Here is a 17,950-nt window from a genome sequence, read left to right on the forward strand (position 1 = left end):
TAAAGGGGGTAAGGAACAATACCTGATCCCGTATTTCATCGCCGCGCACCCCGGCACGTCCGACGAAGACATGCTCAACCTCGCGCTGTGGCTGAAGAAAAACGGCTTTCGCGCCGACCAAGTGCAAGCGTTTTACCCCTCACCGATGGCCTCCGCCACCACCATGTACCACACCGACAAAAACCCGCTGCACAAAGTCACCTACAAGAGCGAAAAAGTGGCAACCGCGAAATCACCGGAACAGCGCAAGCTGCACAAAGCGTTCCTGCGCTGGCACGACCCGAAAAACTGGCCGCTGCTGCGCAAAGCAATGGCGGAGATGGGGCGGCAGGAACTGATCGGCGATGGCGAGAACCAGTTGATCCCACATTACAAAGCGGGTGAGGAACAGTTGGTGTATGAGGCGCATCGGCGCAAGAATAAGGGTGGAGAGCATCAGAAGCGGGTGGGGAAACCGAATACGAAGCCGCAGGGTGGGAAAATGTTGACGCAGCATACGGGGTTGCCACCGAAGGCGCGGGCGGATATGGGCGGGAAGCCGAAGCCAACGGGGAAACCCAAACAGCGTGGTGGTAGATAGCCGCAAACCAACCAGCGTAGTATCATCATCTGACACCCTTAATAGGTAAACGATTATGTACGCAGTAGAATTTGAATCTTTCTTGACATCCTCCCCTCCCTAAAGGAAGGGGATTCCTACTGCATTCAGCTAGATAGCTGACTTACTTCGGCGGGTTCCTGCTTCATCGAGCGGCTTAAGGCCGCATCTCCACAAGCTAACAAGCGGTATCCCCGCTCTTTGATATTGATCGCGCCGACATGATCGGCATGATTTTCATAGTGGCATTTCACGCACACAAACCGTGCTTGCGTCTGGCGGTTATCTGCCGATACATGATGACATTCTGGGCATTCCTGACTGGTGTAATGCGGTGGCACAGCGAACAACATGCCGCCTTTCCATGCCAGCTTGTAGTCGAGTTGCCGTCGAAATTCACCCCAGCCTTGGTCGAGAATGGCTTTGTTTAAGCCGGACTTTTGGGCAACGTTCTTGCCGGGGTTTTCTGCCGTGCCTGCCGCTGACTTCGACATATTACCGACCTGCAAATCTTCGATGAACACGAGCGCGTGGTTTTGGCTGAGCGTGGTCGTCGCCTTGTGCAGGAAATCGCGGCGGGCGTTGGCAATTTGCATGTGAATTTTTTGAACGTTGGCTTTGGCCTTTTTCCAGTTGTTGCTGAACTTTTGTTTGTGCGCCATGCGCCGTTGGTATTTGGCGAGTTTGGCGGCTTTGGTTTTGAAGCTGTTGCGCGGTTCGAGGTACGTACCGTCGGAGAACGTGGCAAAACGGGCTATACCAAGGTCGATGCCGATGGCTGTCGTGGCTTGAGAAGCGATTTTTTCCACTTCGCGCTGGGTTTGGATGCTGACAAACCATTTCCCGCTTTTGCTGGAAACCGTGACATTGCGTAGTTCTCCCAACACATCGCGGCTATTGCGGTAGCGTATCCAGCCCAGTTTCGGCAAGAAAAGTCGGCTATTGCCTGGGTCGAGCTTGATTTGTTTGGGGTCAGGATAACGGAAACTGTCACCGCTGCCTTTGCGCTTGAAACGGGGGAAGTCGGCACGTTTGGCGAAGAAGTTTTGGTAAGCCTTGTCGAGGTCTTTGAGCGCGTGTTGCAGGGGATGAACAGGGGCATCTTTCAGCCACGGGGTTTCCACACCGTTGCGCCATGCGGTCAGGTGCTTGGCCATTGCGACGTAACCGATGAATTTTTCACCTGCTTCATGATTGGCTTGCTGCAACGCTAACGCCCTGTTGTACACGAAGCGACATGACCCAGCAAAACGGCGTAGTTGACGCTGTGTTTCACCATTGGGCATGAGTTCGTATTTGAAGGCTTGTAGTCGTTGCATCTTCGGAGTGTAGCTAAACAAGAGCGGCTTGAGTGGGTATTCTGCGTTAAACTGCGCGGATTATCCGACAAAACTACCGAACATAGGGCGGCTTCGCCACCCGCGCTATCCTCCCCGACTTGAAGGACGGGGTTTGCCGCGCAACCTGATCAATCGAATCTTCCCCCTTTGATTTAAACTAATTGTAGGTGTCATCCTGAACCGTCGGGGTGAAGCAGGTGGTGTTTGATGCCATGCCTCGGCGTGTGGAAGCCAATGCTGCCATTCAAGCACCTCCAACGTTAAAATCAATCTTCCCCCCACAACAGCTTCCCCGTCTCGCTCAAATCATAGCCCTCATACGTCAGCACCATGCGCTGGGTCACATCCGAGCGCAACCGCTGCAACAGCCCCTGAAACAAATGCCGGAACCAGATATTGCGCGGCAAGGCAATATCGAACGACTCCCACCCATAGCTAATGAAAGCCAGCCCGTTTTCCTGTGCCGCCGCCTTCGCCCCCGGGGCAATATCAGCCTCGCGCATCGACACCAGCGCCGCTGCCTCGCGTTCGGAATAGGCTATCTGGCGCATATCCAGATCGTCGACATTCAGGTTTTCGCGGCTCAGCACTTCCATCAGGAAACGTTGCGAACCTGCCCCCTGCTGGCGTTCCACCCAGCGCAGCGGCTGGCGAAAAATCTGCTGCTTATCATCCCCAACCCGCTCCAGCGCCTCGGGGTGAATCATCAAGCCCTGTTCGCGCCGGTACAAATGCACCAACACCCACAAATCCGCCTGCCGGAACTGGCGCAACAAGGCCGGGTGACGCAAACCACTTTCCTCATTCGGCCCCCAGTGCAAGCAACAAGCATCCGCGCGGCGCATGTGCAACAGCTTCAAGCCCATGCTAGTGCCGGTCGGAAAATAGCTGACCAGCGCATTGGGTCCCACCGCATTGGTGTAAGCCATTGCCACCCGATACAACAACGGATCGTCACTACCCACAATGGAAAGCCGGTCGCTAAGCAAACCGTTATAGGACGATTCCGTCAGCCAACGATCCACCAAAGTACGCGGAAACAGCCATTTGCCGGTCACCTTGGTGGCTGGAATCTGATTATCGCGCACCAATTCGTAGACTTTCTTTTCATTCAGATGCAAGTAATCAGCGACCTGCTTGACGCTCATGTAAGTCGTCTGGTTCATGCATCCGCTTCCACACGCCGAGGCATGGCATCAAACACCACCCGTTCCACCCCGTTGTACACCAGAAAATGCCGCCCCTTGGCACGGGCGATGAGGATTACTCCCAACTTTTTCGCCAGCGCCAAGCCCATTTCAGTCACGCCGGAACGCGATAACAACACCGGCACACCCATTTGCGCCACCTTGATGACCATTTCCGAAGTCAGCCGCCCGGTGGTGTAAAACAGCTTGTCGCCACCCACGATACCGTGCAGCCACATGTGCCCGGCGATGGTATCGACCGCATTGTGCCTGCCCACGTCTTCCACAAAACTGAGGATGTCAGTGCCCGCACACAGCGCACAACCATGCACCGCCCCCGCCCGCCGGTAGATTTCGTTGTATTCGGTGAGCGCGTGCAAGGTGTCATAAAGCTGCGACTGCTGCACCGTGACGGCGGGCAGTTGCAACTGATCCAGCCTGTCCATCAGGTTGCCAAACATGGTTCCCTGTCCGCAGCCGGTGGTGACGGTTTTGCGACCCAGTTTTTCATCCAACCCCTCCACACCCTGAAAGGTGGTGACGGCGACTGATTCGGTTTCCCAATCCACCTGAATGGCCTTGAGCTGGGCGAGTTCGGTAATCAGGTTCTGGTTGCGTAACCAGCCTAATACCAGCAATTCTGGCTGACTGCCCATGGTCATCAGGGTGAGGATTTCGCGCTTGTCGAGGTAAATCGTCAGCGGGCGTTCCGCAGAAATGTAGCCTTCCCGCGCTTGCCCGTATTCGTCCACCGGCTGCACACAGATAGTGGTATCCAGCGAAGCATTGCTCAACTGTGGATACGGCGTAGCGGGTGGCTCAGACATGACTAACCTCCTGTAGCACTCATGTGGCGGAAAATAACCGGTTGGGCTTTCAAGTCGAAATCGTGACCCTCGGGTTTGAGCGCCATCGACGCCAGCAAGGCTTCACGCAGCTTGGCATCATCACCGGGGTTGGCACGCAATACGCGGCGTAAATCCAGCGAATGTTCCTGCCCTAGGCACAGCAGCAAACGCCCTTCCGCCGTGACCCGCACCCGGTTGCAGGTATCGCAGAAATTATGGCTATGCGGCGAAATGAACCCCACCCGGCTATCCGTACTGCCGCGCTGGAAATAGCGGGCTGGCCCGCCGGTATTCTCATCCACTCCATGCAGCTCCATCCCGGTGCGCAAATCACGGAGGATTTCATCGCTGGAATAATAAGCTTCGGCACGGTCATGATCGCCGATCACGCCCAGCGGCATTTCTTCGATGAAACTGATGTCCATGCCGCGTTGGTGGGCAAAATTGACCAGATCGGTGACTTCATCGTGGTTACGGTGCTTCAGCACTACCGCATTCAGCTTGACCCGCTGGAAACCGGCTTCCAGTGCCGCATCAATCCCCGCCAGCACCTTGTTGATGTCGCCGAGGCGGGTGAGTTTGTGGAAACGTTCCGCATCCAGCGTATCGAGGCTGATATTGACGCGGGTCACGCCCGCCACTTTCAAGTCTTTGGCGTAACGGGTCAACTGCGTACCGTTAGTAGTCAGGGTCAGGTCACGCAAGCCCTCCAGTTGCCCCAAGTCCTCAAACAGCTTGAGGATATTGCGGCGTACCAGCGGTTCACCGCCGGTAATGCGAAGTTTATGCACGCCGAGAGCGACGAAGGCTTTGCCCAGACGCGCCATTTCCTCCAGCGTCAGCAATTGCTCGCGCGGCACAAAGGTCATGTCTTCTGACATGCAATACACGCAGCGCAGGTCACAGCGGTCAGTGACCGACAGCCTGACATAAGTGATTTGGCGACCAAAACGGTCAACCAGTTGGGTAGGGTGGGCAGTGCTGCTCATTCAATTTTCTCCGTCTGGTGTATTGTTCCTAGCAAGAACCATACCGACTGTAACAGGCCATTCAAATCCAAGGGAATACTTTATACCCCAAGTACCGGGCGTAACAAATTGACCCATGTCAAGCGACTGAACCGGACAAAATGACCCAACACCCCCGCATTAAACACCACCAAACCGACTTATTCCCCCCTTCGCCCGCTGGCACGTAACTTGCTCAAGTCTTTAAAGAACGCTTTCGGAGGAAAACCGTGAATCCATCAACCCTGCAAGATGCGCCCCTTTTACCCCAACGGCTGGCGGTATCCGTCATTCTGGAAAAACGTCCGTCGATCAGCCGCTGGGCTGATGCCTATTGGACAGCCACCGGCGTGGTGGTCGGTACCAATGAACACCACACCGTTACCCTGTTGCATGAACAGGACGGCATCCAGCAATACCTTTACCCCGGCCTCAGTGTCAGCCTGCACCGCGACGAATGCGACGGTTACTACCACAACCTGCAATCGCCGCAACCGGGCTGCTACATCATCGCCAACCTCGCGGCTGACGGCACGCCCTCCCCATACATCGTCACCCTCAGTTTCGACGAAGCCAATTCCTACCTGCAAGGCAGCGCGGAAGTGTACGCCGTACCGATTCCACCCGAACTCTACCGCTGGACAGAAGCCTACGTGCTGGAACATTACGCGCCAGAAAAAAAGAAAAAACGCCGCCTGACCGACTGGCAAAACGACAACGACCGGGGACATTAACGATGAGCGATGAAAACTTTCTCGGACGCTGGGCACGCCTGAAGCGCGAAACCAAAACCGCCGACGCTGAAAAGCCAGAAGCAGAACCCGCAACGCCCCCCGCAACGCCACCCGAAGTGCCCCCCGAACTCACCGATGCTGACATGCCCCCGTTGGAAACACTCGGTTTCGACTCCGACTACAGCGGCTTCTTTTCTGCCAAAGTCAGCGAAGCCTTACGCAACGCTGCCCTGCGCAAGCTGTTCCACCAACCCCAATTCAACGTCATCGACCCACTCGATGACTACTGCGGCGACTACACCACGTTCGCCCCACTCGGCAACCTGATCACTGCCGACATGAAATACCACCTGCAACGCACTGCCCGCGCACAACTGGAATCCCTGATGGAAACAAACGCCATGACCCACGACACCTTACTCGCCGCCCGCCAGCAGGCGCTCGCCAGTTTGCAACAACACCCCCAAGCCGTGACCGACTCGGTTGCTTACCAGTCGCAAGGCCGGGTGCTGATTATTGGCGGGGCGGAAGCGCTGGAAATCGCGGCACAATTGCCGGAGACACTCAAGCCGCACATCCTGCTGACGGAAGCCGTGAACACAGAGCTGAAGCAAGTGGTTACGCCATTGGCTGGGCGCAGCATCGACATCAGTGGGTATTTAGGGGCTTTCAGCATCAGCTTGAACAGTGAGGATGGCAAAGGCAGCATCCTGCAAACTGACCTGATCCTCGACCTGCAACTCACACCTACCCTGCAACGCGGCATACAACCGCCCGGCTATTTCGCCCCCAGCCCGGAAACGCTGGGCGGCACACTCGCCGAACTTCCCGACCTGATCGGCGAATTCAGCAAGCCACGTTATTTCCACTACAACCCCAGTCTTTGCGCCCACAGCAGCAGCGGCTTGAAGGGTTGCACCCGCTGCATTGACGCTTGCCCGGCGGAAGCAATCATTTCCATCGGCACAAAAATCGAAGTCAACCCGCAACTGTGTCAAGGCGGTGGCGCTTGCGCGGCGGCCTGCCCCAGCGGTGCTATCCGTTACCAGTACCCCTCCCCGGCGCACAGCGTTGACCAGTTGCGGGTCATGTTGCGCACGTACCGGGAAGCGGGTGGGGTTGCCCCCAAAATCCTGTTCCATCGCAGTGAAATGGCGGTGTCGCTGGATGCTTTACCTGCCAATATCCTGCCTTTACCGGTGGAAGAACTCGGCAGCACCAGCCCGGAACTGTGGTTCGCCGCTCTCAGTTTCGGTGCCTCGCAAGTGCTGCTCTACGACGAAGACGCCACGCCCGAATTGAGCCGCCAAACCTTGCAACAGCAACTCGCCACCGCCCACGCGCAATTGCAGGGGTTAGGCTATGCCAGCGATGCGATTCAATGGCTGGCCGTCGGCACGCCAGCGGATGGCATCAGCCCCGCCCCGGTCATGCCGACATTCCCCTCCTCCACCCAAGGCGGCATGAATGACAAACGCCTGCAATGGACGGTAGCGCTTGACCACCTCTACCAACACGCCCCGCAACCCAGCGCCGAAATCCCGCTGCCGCAAGGCGCACCCTTCGGCCTACTCAACATCAACAAGGACGCCTGCACCCTGTGCATGGCCTGCGCCACCATTTGCCCCCTGAAAGCCATCGACGGCGGCACCAACAAGCCACAACTGCGCTTCCACCCCGACCGCTGCGTGCAATGCGGCTTGTGCGCCAATGGCTGCCCGGAACAGGCCATTACCCTACAACCACTTTACCTTGCCGACCACGCACAGCGCCGCCTGACCCGCACCCTCCACGAGGAAGAACCGTTCTGCTGTATCCGTTGCGGCAAACCCTTTGGCAGCCAAAGCGCGATCAAAATGATGCTCGGCAAACTGGCTTCCCACCCCATGTTTCAGGATCCCCGCGCCCTCAAACGGCTGGAAATGTGCGACAACTGCCGGGTGGTGGATGTGGTGCAAGACCCTGACGCGATGGGCGACACAATGTCCCGGTCATTTCGCCACTGACACAGACAAAATGTCCCGCTACTGGGCAAATGGGCAGATTTGATCTGACCCGCTGGTGTTATCGGGCAGTCTTTTACCGCCAAAGCTGGTACGGAAATTGCCCTACTAAAGAAGGAAAGGAGACGCATTGACTTCCTCCCCTCCCTAAAGGAAGGGGATTCCTAATTCATCGAGAACAGGACAACGACACCGAAATGCCATCACCGCTAACATTCTCTCCAAAGGCTAACACCGCCAGTCCGGCGGCTAAAATGTTACGTGCTGCATTCACGTCACGGTCGTGGGTTGCGCCACATTCCGGGCATTTCCAAGACCGCACGTCCAGCGGCATGTTTGCTTTCACGAACCCGCAGCCGTTACAGCGTTTGCTGGAAGGAAAGAAACGGTCGATCTCGACATACGTCCTGCCTGCCCAGTGGGCTTTGTATTCAAGCTGGCGGGTAAATTCCCCCCAACTCGCATCGGCAATGTGCTTGGCCAGTTTCGGGTGCTTAATCATGTTCTTCACAGCGAGGTTTTCAGCGCAGATCACTTGGTTCTCGTTTATTAATCTGCGGGACAGTTTGTGCAAGTTGTCCGAACGGCAATCGGAAATTTTCGCGTGAACACGGACAACCTTGCGTTTAGCTTTCAGCCGGTTCTTGCTGCCGCGTTTCTTCTTGGCAAGACGGCGTTGGTATTTCGCCAGTTTAGCCGCGTGTTGGGCGGTGTGGCCGGGATTGCCGGACTTAAAACCGTCAGAGGTGACGAACAAATCCTTGATGCCCACGTCGATGCCTGCCTTTTTGTCGGTGACGGGCAACAGCGTGGGTTCAAATTCACACAAGCAAGACACGAAATAGCGTCCGGCCTGATCTTTGGAAACAGTAACGGTGGTCGGGGCAGCAGGAAGTGGCTGGCTCCATCGAATGTCCAGCGGCACATCGCACTTAGCCAGCTTCAATTCACCGTTGCGGTATGTAAAAGCACGGTAAGTAAATTCTGCCGACTGGCGGTGCTTTTTGGATTTGAAGACAGGGTATTTTGCCCTGCCCTCAAAAAAGTTCTTGAACGCGGTTTGTTGGTTCCGCAAGCATTGTTGCAGCGGAACACTGGAGACTTCATTCAAGAAAAGCAGCTCAGGCCATTGTTTGATGGCGGTCAATCGCGCATTAGCACCCAGGTAACTGACCTTTTCCTGAGTCTGATCGTAAGCATCCGTGCGGTAACGCAAGATGCTGTTGTACACGTAACGCACACAACCAAACGTCTGCGCCAGCAACTTTTCTTGTTGCGGGTCTGGGTAAAACCGGAATTTGTAGGCGCGTTTCGTTGGCATGACTCACAGTGTAGTCCATGCCGTGTTCGTTGTGCCTGTTTAACCAAAATAGCGTAAACGAAAAGAGGAGCGAGAACAGGGTCGGCTCCGCCGACGCGCTATCCCTCCCCGCCCTGAAGGACGGGGTATCTCGCGCAAGATGGATGAACCAGAACAGTCTGTTTGTTCGCACGCAGGAGCCGGAGCAAATTTACCGCGCCAACACCTACCGTTTATTGGCGGCGTTGTTACGTAAACCACCGGATAGCGACATCCTCGATTACGTGCAACAACTGGCCAATATGACCAATGGTAATGACGAACTGGCAACCGCGCTGATTGGGCTGGGGCTAGCCGCCCGCCACGCCGACCCGATGATGATTGATGACGAGTTCCATGCATTATTCATCGGGCTAGGCAGGGGCGAAGTGGTTCCCTACGGCTCGTGGTATTTGACCGGCTTCCTGATGGAAAAACCGCTGGGTCAGTTACGTCAGGAACTCGCCCGACTGGGGTTTGAACGTGACCCCAACGTACACGAACCGGAAGACCACGCCGCCGCCCTGTGCGAAGTCATGGCCATGCTGATCGAAGATCAGGCCGAGTTTGCCCAGCAAGCGGGGTTCTTCCAGCGGCACATGGTGAACTGGCTGAAAAGGTTTTTCGGCGACTTGCAGGGAGCGACAGCGGCCTCGTTCTATCAGTCGGTAGCACAGACAGGCGGTGCGTTCATCCGTTTTGAACAACAGTATTTCAATATGCAGATGTAGGAGTCAGAGCATGAAGAACAGTGATCAGAAACAGCAACCCCATACCACCCGCCGTGAATTCCTGCGTGGCACGGTTGCTGCGGGCGCGGGTGCAACCTTGCTAGCCACCCTGCCCGGCGTAGCCGAAGCTGCCACGGAAACCGTTGCCGCCAAACCAGAAGAAAAGACAGGCTACCGGCTCACTCCCCATATCGCCGCTTATTACAAAACTGCCGCACATTGATGTGGTTGGAGGATTTAGACCATGAAACTACGCAAAATCAGCGACCAGCCCATCCAGCCAGCCACACAGACCCTCGGCATCAAGTCGATCAATCGCCGTGAATTCCTGCGCAATTCCAGCCTGATGGCAGGCGGAGCCATGCTCGCCACCGGCATCAGTGCTGGCATGATGCGCAAAGCACAAGCGGAAGATGCCCCCAAAGCAGGCGGTGACACCAAAGAAGTCCGCACCATTTGTACCCACTGTTCAGTCGGCTGCGGCATTATTGCCGAAGTGAAAAACGGGGTGTGGACAGGGCAGGAACCGGCTTTCGACCACCCCTTCAACCTCGGGGCGCACTGCGCCAAAGGTGCGGCAGTCCGCGAACACGGCCACGGCGAACGCCGCCTCAAGTACCCCACCAAGCTGGTCGACGGCAAGTGGAAAAAGATTTCATGGGATGAAGCCATCAACGAAATCGGCGACAAGCTGCTGCAAATTCGCGAAAAATCTGGCCCTGACTCGGTGTACTGGCTAGGTTCTGCCAAGCACAGCAACGAACAGGCTTACCTGTTCCGCAAAATGGCGGCGATGTGGGGAACCAATAACGTCGACCATCAAGCACGTATCTGCCACTCGACCACCGTCGCCGGGGTAGCCAATACCTGGGGTTACGGGGCGATGACCAACTCCTACAATGACATCCACAACTCCAAAGCGATCCTGATCATTGGGGCGAATTCAGCGGAAGCGCATCCCGTATCCTTGCAACACATCATGCTAGCCAAGGAACAGAACAACGCCCCCGTCATCGTGATTGACCCGCGTTTCACCCGCACGGCGGCGCACGCTGATCAATACTTGCGACTGCGCCCCGGCACGGACGTACCCTTGGTATGGGGCATGTTGTGGCACATTTTCCAGAACGGCTGGGAAGACAAGGAATTCATCCGTCAGCGCGTCTACGGCATGGATGAGATCAAGGCCGAAGTCGCCAAGTGGACACCGGAAGAAGTCGAGAAAGTCACCGGCGTACCCGAAGCGCAAGTCCTCAAGGCCGCGCAAACCATGGCTGAACACCGCCCTGGCACCTTCATCTGGTGCATGGGTGGTACACAACACACCATCGGTAACAACAACACCCGCGCCTACTGCATCTTCCAGTTGGCACTCGGCAATATGGGCGTACCCGGTGGCGGCACCAATATTTTCCGGGGGCATGACAATGTACAAGGTGCAACCGACCTCGGCGTGCTGGCTGATACCCTGCCCGGCTATTACGGCCTGACCGGCGGTTCTTGGAAACACTGGGCGAAAGTCTGGGATCTGGATTACGACTGGATCAAAGGCCGCTTTGAACCCGGCAGCTACGAAAAAGGCAAGGACAAAGACGGCAAAGAAATCGACGTACCGGTCATGGAAACCAGCGGCATCCCGGTTTCACGCTGGATCGACGGCGTGCTCGAAGACAAGGCCAATATCGCACAAAAAGACAGTATCCACGCCATGTTCTTCTGGGGTCACGCCCCCAACAGCCAGACACGCGGAACGGAAATGAAAACCGCGATGGAAAAGTTGGAAATGCTGGTCGTCGTCGACCCTTACCCCACCATCAGCGCCGTCATGCACGACCGTACTGATGGCGTGTACCTGCTGCCTGCTTGTACCCAGTTTGAAACCTACGGCTCGGTAACGGCTTCCAACCGTTCGCTGCAATGGCGTGACAAGGTAATCGAACCGCTGTTCGAGTCCAAACCCGACCACAGCATCATGTACCTGTTCGCCAAGAAACTGGGTTTCGACCAGCAAATGTTCAAACACATTGAGGTCAAGGATGGCGAACCAGTGATCGAAGACCTGACCCGCGAATTCAACCGGGGCATGTGGACGATCGGCTACACCGCACAAAGCCCTGAACGCATGAAAAAGCACCAGCAAAACTGGGGCACATTCGATTACACCTCGCTGAAAGCCAACGGCGGCGCGTGTGACGGTGACTTCTACGGAATGCCGTGGCCGTGCTGGGGCACACCGGAAATGAACCACCCCGGTTCCCCCAACCTCTACGACACCAGCATTCCGGTGGCGGAAGGAGGAATGCCATTCCGCGCCCGTTTCGGGGTGGAACGTGATGGCGTCAACCTGCTCGCCGAAGGTTCTTGGAGCAAGGGTTCGGAAATCACCGACGGCTACCCCGAGTTCACCGACGAATTACTGAAAAAACTCGGCTGGTGGGACGATCTGACGGCCGAGGAAAAAACTGCTGCCGAAGGCAAAAACTGGAAAACCGACCTCTCCGGCGGCATCCAGCGGGTGGCGATCAAGCACGGTTGCGCTCCTTACGGCAACGCCAAGGCACGTGCCATTGTGTGGACATTCCCTGATCCAGTCCCCATCCACCGCGAACCGCTGTATACCTCGCGGCACGATCTGGTGGAAAAATACCCCACTTACGAAGACCGTAAATCTTTCTGGCGCTTGCCAACCCGTTACGGCTCGATTCAGGCCAAGGATTACTCGAAAGACTTCCCCATCATCCTTACCTCTGGGCGTTTGGTGGAATACGAAGGCGGCGGCGACGAAACCCGTTCCAACCCGTGGCTGGCGGAATTGCAGCCGGACATGTTCGTGGAGCTCAACCCGCGTGACGCCAATAACGCCGGGGTCAAGGACGGTGACATGGTGTGGCTGGAAGCCCCTGAAGGCGGCAAGATTCACGTCAAGGCGCTGGTGACGCAACGGGTCGCAGCGGGCGTGGCGTTTACCCCGTTCCACTTCGGTGGTGTGTTCGAGGGCAAGGATTTACGCGCCAAATACCCGGAAGGCGCTGACCCGATTGTGCTGGGCGAAGCCTGCAACACCGCTTTCACTTACGGTTACGACTCGGTAACACAGATGCAAGAAACCAAGTGCAGCCTGTGCCGCATCACCAAGGCTTGAGGATAGAATCATGGCAAGAATGAAATTTTATTGTGATGCGGAACGCTGCATTGAGTGCAATGGCTGTGTCACGGCGTGCAAAAACGCTAACGAAGTGCCGATGGGCGTTAACCGCCGCCGGGTGGTGACGATCAAAGATGGCGAGCCGGGTGAACGTTCGCTGTCGGTCGCCTGTATGCATTGTTCCGACGCGCCCTGTCAGGCAGTGTGTCCGGTGGATTGCTTCACCACCACCAAAGACGGCATCGTGCTGCACAACAAGGATACTTGTATCGGCTGTGGCTATTGCTTCTATGCTTGCCCGTTCGGTGCGCCACAATTCCCCAGCGATGGCGCATTCTCGTCACGCGGCAAAATGGACAAATGCACCTTCTGCGCCGGAGGCCCCGAAGAAGCCGACAATAGCCCGGAAGAGTTCAGAAAATACGGCAGCAACCGTATCGCTGAAGGCAAGCTGCCACTGTGTGCGGAAATGTGTTCCACCAAGGCATTGCTGGCGGGAGATGCGAATATCGTTGCCGACATCTACCGCAAGCGAGTGGTGAACCGGGCGGCGAGCGCACTGGTTTCCAGCTCTAGCCTGCAACAAACGGGTTTCCAGCCAACGGTGGTTCCGCCAGAACTGGAAGGTAAGGCTACGGCCACGGAGTAGGGTTATGAACAAAATAATGCTGCTGTTGTTGTGCCTGATGCTATTCGTGCCGGGTGTACAGGCGGCGGATCAAACCGCAGCCCCGCCACCGTTAGCGGCGCAAAATGTACCCTCGCCGGGGGTGGATTTATGGAATGAAATCCGTGGTCGCGACGGCACGGATACCGGGCAAATTCGGACGCAGGTGCAAGGCGTCGATACGGGCGTGCTGATCAACAAGCAAGGTCAAGACTGGCGCGAATACCGGATGGAAAAACTGATTCCGAACGCGGCTATCGTGCTCGGTTTGGTGGCACTGGCGATTATCGTGTTCCGGCTGGTACGCGGTAAGATTCCGATCCGCGCCGGGCGTTCTGATCACAAGATCAAGCGTTTCAGCACCTTGCAGCGTTATGTGCATTGGACGACAGCTATCCTGTTCGTGGCACTGGCCATTACTGGCATGGTGTTGATGTTCGGGCGTCATATTGTGATTCCGGTGTTCGGGGCGGAAATCGGCGGCACGCTGACTTACCTGTTCAAGCGTATCCATGATTTTGCGGGGCCTGCGTTTGCCGTATCGTTGGTGGTGCTGGTGATTACCTTCATGAAAGGCAATATGCCCAAACTGCTCGACCTGAAATGGCTGGCAAAAGGTGGCGGCTTGTTTGGCGACAAACACGTTTCTGCTGAATGCTACAACGCGGGCGAGAAAGGCTGGTACTGGATTGCAGCCATCGTTGGCACATTTGTAGTGGTCAGCGGGCTGGTGCTGGATTTCCCCAACTTCGAGCAGGGGCGCAACGTCATGACGTGGTATCACTGGATTCACAGCATCGCAGGCGTGGTCATCATGTCAGCCGCCATGGGACACATCTACATGGGTACAGTCGCCATGGAAGGCGCGTTTGAAGCCATGGCGACCGGCTATTGCGATGCCAACTGGGCGAAGGAACACCATGATTTGTGGTACGAGGAAATGAAGGATCAAGCAGAGAGTGATGGAATGAGTGCTGCGAGGCAGAAAACGGTTTAGCTCAATAGACTCCACAAAGCGTGTTGGGGGCGCGGAATGCGCCCCATTGTTTTATAACGCCAGAATGACCCGGAACTCTTCCCCCAACTCCATAAACTCCACCTGCTTTCCAGCCTGCACTGCTGTGCGGTACACCATCGGCAGCCCACGCCCAAGCTTGTCGATGTAGCGCATGTTTTCCATGAATTTGACGATGACTGGATTACGCCCGTAGGAAACGCCCAATTTGATTTTTTCCACCGATACAGTATTAGGCAAGCGTCCGGGGCTGATGAATTCCAGACGGTCATCAAACATGAAAACGCGGATACGTGAGCCATGAATGGCGTAATCGCGGTGGACACAGGCATTCACCAACAGCTCACGGAACACCTTATCCGGGTACTGGAAAATCTGATCCACGGTACGACTACCTTCGATCCGACTGGGCTGGCGGATATGATTCTTGATGATGGCCAACGCGGTATCAACCTGAATATCCAACGTACCGCCAATCACCTGCTTGTCGAGTAGTTCGTCATCCAGTTCGTGACCGGCAAAGTGAGCGAAGGAAATGCTGGCATTCGGCAAATGACGTTGCGGATTGATTCCGAATATCAGCATACCGCCAATAGTGGCGCGACCGGACTCATCCAGAATATCGGTATTGATCAAAATCCGTTCCCGATCATCCTCCTGCTCGAAATCAATGTCGTACTTGAGGAAATAGTCAGCCAACTTGCGCAAATCCAAGCTCCGCATGGAAGTGCCTTCAACACCCTGCAAGTCATAATGAAAGACGCCACTTTGCTGGAACAGGCGCATCAATTCGGCTTGGGTAGCCACACGATTGGTTGAGCCAACCCGAATCAGAAACTGGAATTTACGAGTCTGATAAGGTTTATCGCGCCCCTTGGGAACCTGGATCAGCAATACTGTCTTATTTTCATGGATAACTTGGGTAACAGTGACATCCAGCGCTGGAATCACGTTCTCGCGAGCGATATTCATCACCCATTCTTCGTGGTTTCTGTCATTGGGGAGGCCGGTAATGTCGCCGGAATCTTCCACACCCAGCAGCACAACACCACCGTGGGTATTGGCAAACGCCACCAGCTCACGCGCTAGCGAATCAGGATTTACCAGCGCGGATTTAAATTCCACCGCATTATTTTCACCTTGGGCGATCAATGTGCTTAGCGATGTATCAGTCAGGATTGGCTGCATGGTTGTACCTCTGCCACACATTATAGCCTGATGGCTACAAGCATGTGCCGTATATGGCATAAATCATCGCAACCAAAATTACTAACCATGTTTACAATGATTCGAGCTGGCTGACGCAAGCCTCATCCACCGGGCTTTCCAGCAAATACACGCTAAACAACGCCCCCTCGCCCAACACCGATTCCACCGTGATATGCCCGCCGTAACGCTGCACCATTGCATAGCTCAACGACAGCCCCAACCCCGTACCTTCACCGCTCGGTTTGGTGGTAAAGAACGGGTCGAAAATGCGCGGCAAGTGTTCTGGCGCAATGCCTGCACCGTTGTCGCGGACGTGGATAACAACCCCCAAAAACGCCCAGCGTTCTGTGCTGATGGTAATCAAACCACCGCTTTCCGGCAGCGCCTGAATACTATTGCGGATCAGGTTGACCAAAACTTGTTGTAATTCCTGCGGGTTGATCGTGACCTTCAGGCTAGCACCGAAATCGGTCTTAAAACGGACATGCCGACGCTGGTGGCTATGCTTCAGCAGCTTGAAGGTTTGTGCGACCAAAACGTTCACATCCACCTGTTCCAACTGCAAATGATCAGCAGGCCGGGCGTATTGCAACAGGTTGTGGATGATGGCGCGAATCCGGTCGATCTGTTCGATAATGAGGTCGATTTCTGGCTGTACCGGCTGGGCGTGTTCCCTCAGTAATGAAGTCATCACGTCAACATTGCCGAGAATGACCGCAACCGGGTTATTGATTTCGTGCGCCATGCCTGCGGTCAACTCGCCGAGTGCGGCCATTTTTTCGGCGGCAACCAATTGGTCGCGAGTCGTGTGCAATAAGGTAATCGTGCGACTGAGATCAGCATTTTTCTGCTGAAGTTCGGCGGTACGTTCGTCGACCTTGTGTTCCAGATGCGTCGCCCAATGGCTGATTTCATCGCTGCGTAATTGCAGTTGTTCCAGCATCAGGTCGAAACGGCTGGCGAGTTCAGCCAATTCGTCGCGGGAAGCCAGCTTGCCGATGCGCTGCTTTTCCCCCCGGCTGATAGCGCGGATAACCTCACGCATTTTTTCCAGCGGACGCAGGATAACGCCCGCGCCATGCACCACCAACACGGCGATCATCCCGGTCAGCGCCAGAAACAGCCCTACCAGAAACAGGATGGCATCCCACAAGCGAGTACGAAACGGTTGTTCCAGATAACCGGCGTAGAGAATCCCGACCCGCTGACCGCTCGTATCCAGAATCGGTTCGTAGCCAGAAATGTACCAGTCGTTGACCACAAAGGCGCGGTCGATCCAGGTTTTCCCCTGATCCAGCACGCTATGCCGCACGCTTTCCGATACCCGCGTCCCCAGCGCACGCTCCCCCGGTTTCAGCGGCACGTTGGTGGAAATGCGCACGTCATCCAGAAAGATCGTCACCGTGCCGATACTGCCCGGCAGCAGGCTGCCCTTGCCGTACACCAAATCGCGGATGGCATCGACCAGCGCAAAATTGCCGTTGAGCAACACCCCCGCATCCATCACCGCAATGACATGCTCCTCGGTATCGCGTACCGGATACAGCACGCGGATCATCATCCCCCGGTTTTCTTGCTGCCGCTGGATGGGTCGGGCGTAAGGGGTGGAAAGTAGCGGCAAGCGTACTTGTTCCTCCAAATGCGGGTCAACGCGGCGCAAATCTTCCGGGCTGAAAATGGCAATGCCGGTGCTGGCCTGCCCCCGAATCGCGGCTTGCAAGGCAGGCGACTGACGCCCGGATTGCGCATCCGGGAAGCCATCCAATTGCCCCAAATCCAGCAGTTGCAGGTAGGCAAGCTGTTCCTCACGACGCAAAGCATCCAGCCTTCGGGAAATACCCGCCTGATCCCCGGCATCCAGCAAGGTACGGAAAGCATACGACTCGCCGAACCGCGCCAAGCGGTTGAGGTAATCCTGTTGCAGGCGGCGGAACACATCATCCGCCACTGACAGATCGGTATTCACCTTAATAAACAACTGCTGGTAAGTGAGCTGATAGCCCCAATACACCGTCGCCCCCAACAGCAACGGCATCATCAGCAACAAGGGCAGCAACACCAGCAGCAAGACTTTGTAACGTACCGAACGCTGAATCTTGCGGAACAGCAGACGCCATAGCTTCACCC

General features: G+C 55.9%; 15 protein-coding genes. 8 read left to right on the forward strand and 7 right to left on the reverse strand.

Going from position 1 to position 17,950, the window contains the following annotated elements; all coding sequences use genetic code 11:
- The first annotated feature begins 70 nt into the window (after nucleotides 1-70).
- Complete coding sequence (locus J9253_RS13585; RefSeq protein ID WP_407701770.1) at nucleotides 71-580, forward strand: DUF3362 domain-containing protein; 510 nt, start codon at nucleotides 71-73, stop codon at nucleotides 578-580.
- 125 nt (nucleotides 581-705) lie between these two features.
- Here the strand turns inward: J9253_RS13585 and J9253_RS13590 are convergent, their stop codons facing one another.
- The 4 genes from J9253_RS13590 to moaA all read right to left on the reverse strand — a co-directional run bounded on the left by J9253_RS13590 (nucleotide 706) and on the right by moaA (nucleotide 4,962).
- On the reverse strand, nucleotides 706-1,917 hold the full coding sequence (locus J9253_RS13590; RefSeq protein ID WP_210221470.1) for an RNA-guided endonuclease InsQ/TnpB family protein: 1,212 nt from the start codon (nucleotides 1,915-1,917) through the stop codon (nucleotides 706-708).
- Between the two features lie 287 nt (nucleotides 1,918-2,204).
- Entirely contained in the window at nucleotides 2,205-3,104 is a 900-nt protein-coding gene (locus J9253_RS13595; RefSeq protein WP_210221471.1) for a helix-turn-helix transcriptional regulator, read from the reverse strand.
- Entirely contained in the window at nucleotides 3,101-3,952 is an 852-nt protein-coding gene (locus tag J9253_RS13600) for a formate dehydrogenase accessory sulfurtransferase FdhD (RefSeq protein ID WP_210221472.1), read from the reverse strand. Before J9253_RS13600 ends, J9253_RS13595 begins: the two co-directional genes overlap by 4 nt.
- 2 nt (nucleotides 3,953-3,954) lie before the next feature.
- Nucleotides 3,955-4,962 carry a GTP 3',8-cyclase MoaA gene (moaA, locus tag J9253_RS13605; RefSeq protein ID WP_210221473.1) on the reverse strand — a complete coding sequence of 336 codons (1,008 nt, stop codon included), beginning with the start codon at nucleotides 4,960-4,962 and terminating at the stop codon, nucleotides 3,955-3,957.
- A gap of 248 nt (nucleotides 4,963-5,210) precedes the next feature.
- On the opposite strand from moaA, the gene J9253_RS13610 reads away from it, so the two are divergent.
- Nucleotides 5,211-5,714 (forward strand): DUF3305 domain-containing protein, encoded by a 504-nt coding sequence (locus tag J9253_RS13610; protein WP_210221474.1) that lies wholly within the window; start codon nucleotides 5,211-5,213, stop codon nucleotides 5,712-5,714.
- 2 nt (nucleotides 5,715-5,716) lie between these two features.
- Nucleotides 5,717-7,720, forward strand: coding sequence for a DUF3306 domain-containing protein (locus tag J9253_RS13615; RefSeq protein WP_210221475.1), 2,004 nt, complete (start codon nucleotides 5,717-5,719; stop codon nucleotides 7,718-7,720).
- A 166-nt stretch (nucleotides 7,721-7,886) separates the two neighbouring features.
- Here J9253_RS13615 and J9253_RS13620 read toward each other — a convergent pair whose 3' ends face one another.
- Complete coding sequence (locus J9253_RS13620) at nucleotides 7,887-9,038, reverse strand: RNA-guided endonuclease InsQ/TnpB family protein (RefSeq protein ID WP_210221476.1); 1,152 nt, start codon at nucleotides 9,036-9,038, stop codon at nucleotides 7,887-7,889.
- Nucleotides 9,039-9,181: 143 nt separating this feature from the next.
- Between J9253_RS13620 and J9253_RS13625 the strand changes: the two genes are divergently transcribed.
- The 5 genes from J9253_RS13625 to J9253_RS13645 are packed head-to-tail and all read left to right on the forward strand — an operon-like array spanning nucleotide 9,182 to nucleotide 14,596.
- Nucleotides 9,182-9,787 carry a TorD/DmsD family molecular chaperone gene (locus J9253_RS13625; protein ID WP_210221477.1) on the forward strand — a complete coding sequence of 202 codons (606 nt, stop codon included), beginning with the start codon at nucleotides 9,182-9,184 and terminating at the stop codon, nucleotides 9,785-9,787.
- 10 nt (nucleotides 9,788-9,797) lie between these two features.
- Nucleotides 9,798-10,010, forward strand: a complete 213-nt coding sequence (locus tag J9253_RS13630) for a twin-arginine translocation signal domain-containing protein (RefSeq protein ID WP_038140536.1) — start codon at nucleotides 9,798-9,800, stop codon at nucleotides 10,008-10,010.
- A 21-nt stretch (nucleotides 10,011-10,031) separates the two neighbouring features.
- The gene (locus tag J9253_RS13635) at nucleotides 10,032-12,929 is read left to right on the forward strand and encodes a formate dehydrogenase subunit alpha (RefSeq protein WP_210221478.1); all 2,898 of its coding nucleotides are present in this window, start codon (nucleotides 10,032-10,034) and stop codon (nucleotides 12,927-12,929) included.
- Between the two features lie 10 nt (nucleotides 12,930-12,939).
- Entirely contained in the window at nucleotides 12,940-13,581 is a 642-nt protein-coding gene (gene fdh3B, locus J9253_RS13640; protein ID WP_051542827.1) for a formate dehydrogenase FDH3 subunit beta, read from the forward strand.
- A 4-nt stretch (nucleotides 13,582-13,585) separates the two neighbouring features.
- On the forward strand, nucleotides 13,586-14,596 hold the full coding sequence (locus J9253_RS13645; RefSeq protein WP_210221479.1) for a formate dehydrogenase subunit gamma: 1,011 nt from the start codon (nucleotides 13,586-13,588) through the stop codon (nucleotides 14,594-14,596).
- Between the two features lie 51 nt (nucleotides 14,597-14,647).
- On the opposite strand, the gene J9253_RS13650 is transcribed toward J9253_RS13645, so the two are convergent.
- Complete coding sequence (locus J9253_RS13650) at nucleotides 14,648-15,802, reverse strand: RNA-binding domain-containing protein (RefSeq protein WP_210221480.1); 1,155 nt, start codon at nucleotides 15,800-15,802, stop codon at nucleotides 14,648-14,650.
- A 91-nt stretch (nucleotides 15,803-15,893) separates the two neighbouring features.
- Nucleotides 15,894-17,948, reverse strand: a complete 2,055-nt coding sequence (locus J9253_RS13655; protein WP_210221481.1) for a sensor histidine kinase — start codon at nucleotides 17,946-17,948, stop codon at nucleotides 15,894-15,896.
- Between the last annotated feature and the right edge of the window lie 2 nt (nucleotides 17,949-17,950).

This window comes from Thiothrix litoralis (genome assembly GCF_017901135.1).
GTDB lineage: Bacteria > Pseudomonadota > Gammaproteobacteria > Thiotrichales > Thiotrichaceae > Thiothrix > Thiothrix litoralis.

Coding starts and splice junctions, on each gene's coding strand:
- J9253_RS13585 (WP_407701770.1), top strand. CDS start 71: ATGCTCAACCTCGCGCTGTGGCTGAAGAAAAACGGCTTTCGCGCCGAC.
- J9253_RS13590 (WP_210221470.1), bottom strand. CDS start 1,917: ATGCAACGACTACAAGCCTTCAAATACGAACTCATGCCCAATGGTGAA.
- J9253_RS13595 (WP_210221471.1), bottom strand. CDS start 3,104: ATGAACCAGACGACTTACATGAGCGTCAAGCAGGTCGCTGATTACTTG.
- J9253_RS13600 (WP_210221472.1), bottom strand. CDS start 3,952: ATGTCTGAGCCACCCGCTACGCCGTATCCACAGTTGAGCAATGCTTCG.
- moaA (WP_210221473.1), bottom strand. CDS start 4,962: ATGAGCAGCACTGCCCACCCTACCCAACTGGTTGACCGTTTTGGTCGC.
- J9253_RS13615 (WP_210221475.1), top strand. CDS start 5,717: ATGAGCGATGAAAACTTTCTCGGACGCTGGGCACGCCTGAAGCGCGAA.
- J9253_RS13620 (WP_210221476.1), bottom strand. CDS start 9,038: ATGCCAACGAAACGCGCCTACAAATTCCGGTTTTACCCAGACCCGCAA.
- J9253_RS13625 (WP_210221477.1), top strand. CDS start 9,182: ATGAACCAGAACAGTCTGTTTGTTCGCACGCAGGAGCCGGAGCAAATT.
- J9253_RS13630 (WP_038140536.1), top strand. CDS start 9,798: ATGAAGAACAGTGATCAGAAACAGCAACCCCATACCACCCGCCGTGAA.
- J9253_RS13635 (WP_210221478.1), top strand. CDS start 10,032: ATGAAACTACGCAAAATCAGCGACCAGCCCATCCAGCCAGCCACACAG.
- fdh3B (WP_051542827.1), top strand. CDS start 12,940: ATGGCAAGAATGAAATTTTATTGTGATGCGGAACGCTGCATTGAGTGC.
- J9253_RS13645 (WP_210221479.1), top strand. CDS start 13,586: ATGAACAAAATAATGCTGCTGTTGTTGTGCCTGATGCTATTCGTGCCG.
- J9253_RS13650 (WP_210221480.1), bottom strand. CDS start 15,802: ATGCAGCCAATCCTGACTGATACATCGCTAAGCACATTGATCGCCCAA.